Origin of the sequence: Escherichia sp. XD33 (assembly GCF_019375075.1) — a bacterium.
Taxonomy (GTDB): Bacteria; Pseudomonadota; Gammaproteobacteria; order Enterobacterales; family Enterobacteriaceae; genus Enterobacter; species Enterobacter flexneri_A.
This window is the reverse complement of sequence record NZ_JAENDM010000150.1, coordinates 1-2,238: the sequence shown is the minus strand read 5'-3', so window position 1 is coordinate 2,238 and position 2,238 is coordinate 1. Positions and strand designations below refer to the sequence as shown.

General features: G+C 50.4%; 5 protein-coding genes and 1 pseudogene. 3 read left to right on the top strand and 3 right to left on the bottom strand.

What is annotated here, in order from left to right:
* Positions 1-223: hypothetical protein (locus K0778_RS25710; RefSeq protein WP_214290699.1), on the top strand; the 223-nt coding region annotated here is incomplete at its 5' end.
* 95 nt (positions 224-318) lie between these two features.
* On the opposite strand, the gene K0778_RS25705 is transcribed toward K0778_RS25710, so the two are convergent.
* Positions 319-726 (bottom strand): hypothetical protein, encoded by a 408-nt coding sequence (locus K0778_RS25705; protein WP_034167712.1) that lies wholly within the window; start codon positions 724-726, stop codon positions 319-321.
* A 61-nt stretch (positions 727-787) separates the two neighbouring features.
* On the opposite strand from K0778_RS25705, the gene K0778_RS25700 reads away from it, so the two are divergent.
* Positions 788-985, top strand: coding sequence for an antitoxin Xre/MbcA/ParS toxin-binding domain-containing protein (locus tag K0778_RS25700; RefSeq protein WP_032482496.1), 198 nt, complete (start codon positions 788-790; stop codon positions 983-985).
* Between the two features lie 198 nt (positions 986-1,183).
* On the opposite strand, the gene K0778_RS25695 is transcribed toward K0778_RS25700, so the two are convergent.
* On the bottom strand, positions 1,184-1,399 hold the full coding sequence (locus K0778_RS25695) for a hypothetical protein (protein WP_034167711.1): 216 nt from the start codon (positions 1,397-1,399) through the stop codon (positions 1,184-1,186).
* 434 nt (positions 1,400-1,833) lie between these two features.
* On the opposite strand from K0778_RS25695, the pseudogene K0778_RS25690 reads away from it, so the two are divergent.
* Positions 1,834-2,019, top strand: a pseudogene (locus tag K0778_RS25690) (hypothetical protein); the annotation flags it as partial.
* A 148-nt stretch (positions 2,020-2,167) separates the two neighbouring features.
* Here the strand turns inward: K0778_RS25690 and K0778_RS28105 are convergent.
* Positions 2,168-2,238 (bottom strand): hypothetical protein (locus K0778_RS28105; protein WP_002906209.1); only part of this gene is annotated, 71 nt, incomplete at its 5' end.

Genomic DNA, 2,238 nt, shown 5'->3' with positions numbered 1-2,238 from the left:
ACCTAACCGGCGATTACGTCTGGCGGCAGAGCCGCAGACTGGAAGACGGGAAGTTTCGGCCCTTACGGATGCCCGGAAAACCTTAGCGTACGATTTTTTCCGAATTCTGCGGGCTCCCCAAATTGAAAACATCCTGCAATTGAGGAGTCTAGATATTGCCGACTGGATGATGAGTTTGGAAAACGTGTCCGGACTGTTGGTTCAAAAGCCTGTTACCAAATAGAGCTGTCCACCAGAAGACCTGGGCGGACCGAGCGAATGTTTGCAGTGAACACTGGTGCCAACAACTGTTGGTTATGCGAAAGCCTACAGCCACAGTTAGCCATGGGCCACGCCTTCAATTTCATCTCGGGCTGCGGCCAACACTCGTTCTGGTTCAGTAGCAATAATAGATTTCGGTGTTACGGCACCCAGACAACCATTAGCCGACATGAACCAAAATGCCATCCCCCAACCGTTTTTGTGTCCAGAAAAAATGGAAATAACTTTGGCCATTGCATCTAGCGGTCGATAATCTTTCGAATCCAGCGCATATGTCGGATAGTAATCTGTGCCGTCATGATGGATGGAAAATATTTTCCCTGACAGCTCCCACTCATCGAGTTCGAATTGCTGACAGGTGGCGATGCTGTTCAGTTCATTCTGCGTGAACCATTCACCACTGTTCAGAACAATGTTTTCGGCTGTTACCCGCATCGAGGTGCGACGGTCCTTGAGCTGGGACATACGACCTCCGTTAGAGCTATCATCATTTACGACCCAGTATCACGTCATTTTACAGGAGTTGATGGTGGGAAACTCAAAAACCTATTTTCAAAAACTATTTTTTGCGACACGGCTGTTTGATGGGAATGCCCAAAAAGCGAGGCTCTGGCTAGATCTACCCGCGCGCTCGTTGGGCAATAGACGACCGGCAGATCCTGATGTTACGGTGACGGAGGTCGAGGACCTGGTCGGACAGATCGAGAACGGGATCGTCATTTGAACCCATAGGGATTGCCATAGCAGGGCGAAACGAAGGAGTGGATTGAATAGTTTGGCGAGGAAAAACACTTTTTGGATTACCAATTGTGATAGAGGGTGACATCCGCTGCGCCCGAGTCTCTGATATTCGCTCGCTCCCATTTTTTGAGTTCTGGGAACAAGGGGCTCGCGGAACAACACAATGGCACCATCTACAACCCTAGATGCAGAACCCACCCAAAATTTTCATGGTGACTTCTCCTGGGTCTCTATGTTTCGCACCATTTTGTTGAATTCGTCGAATTCCGGCGAACGATCCTCCCAACGAGCGATACCAGTCGAACAGTTCATCAATTAACGCCAGCGCTCGTTCGTAGTCATGCTGATCTCGTATATTGCTAGCGGCATCAGCGTCCAATTTAGACAACATCACCATAAAAATCCTCATGCGGTTTCGTATATGCATTTTTTGCATATTCCTACTGCGTCATACAGGCAATATGTTAAATAGGCACTTTTGCGCATGCGCAAAACCCTCTTCCTCCCCAGATCACCACGAAACGTCGATTTTCGCATGCGAAACCCTGCCAAATGCCCCCCAAAAGCCCTGAAAGTTCGCGACGTTTTCTGGCGGATTTTAGTGGCTAAAATCCGCCTCTCCTGGTTCGTTCGTTTTGATACCCGAACGCCGCATTTCAGCCCATTTGGTGCCGCGCCCTAACGGCTCCGCCGAAGGCGGGGCGGTTCAGGCGTGGCCGGAGCGGGCGCAGCACGCGCCAGCTCTTGGGGCGGGGGGGATCAACTGGCTGGTGCGCTAGCGCGGCCTCGATCGCCTGCTGTATAGCCTGCTCTCGCACCTCCAGGGCGACAATGAAAGGCATGGTAGTGGTGTACGACCGCGATGCCTGCGTGCAGATGTACTACTTGTTGGGTGACAAACTCGGCTTTGATGCCGTTGAAGTGGTGATGAACGTCGACCAGGCACCTGTAAAAGCCGAAGAAGGCGGTAAAAAAGATAAGCTCAATAAAGACTGGCGTAAGTGGCACGACGATTTAGGGAAGGTGCGAATAAGCAGGTCATTTCTTCCCAAGCTGACTCGCTGATTAAAATTTCGCGGATCTGGGCCGATTTTTTTCCCGCAAACACATCGAATCAGCCTATTTAGGCTATTTTTTCCGCCATTTCTGGCGTTATTTCCGGTTTTTACTGAGATCTCTCCCACTGACGTATCATTTGGTCCACCCTAAACAGGTTGGCCAGGGTGAATAACATCG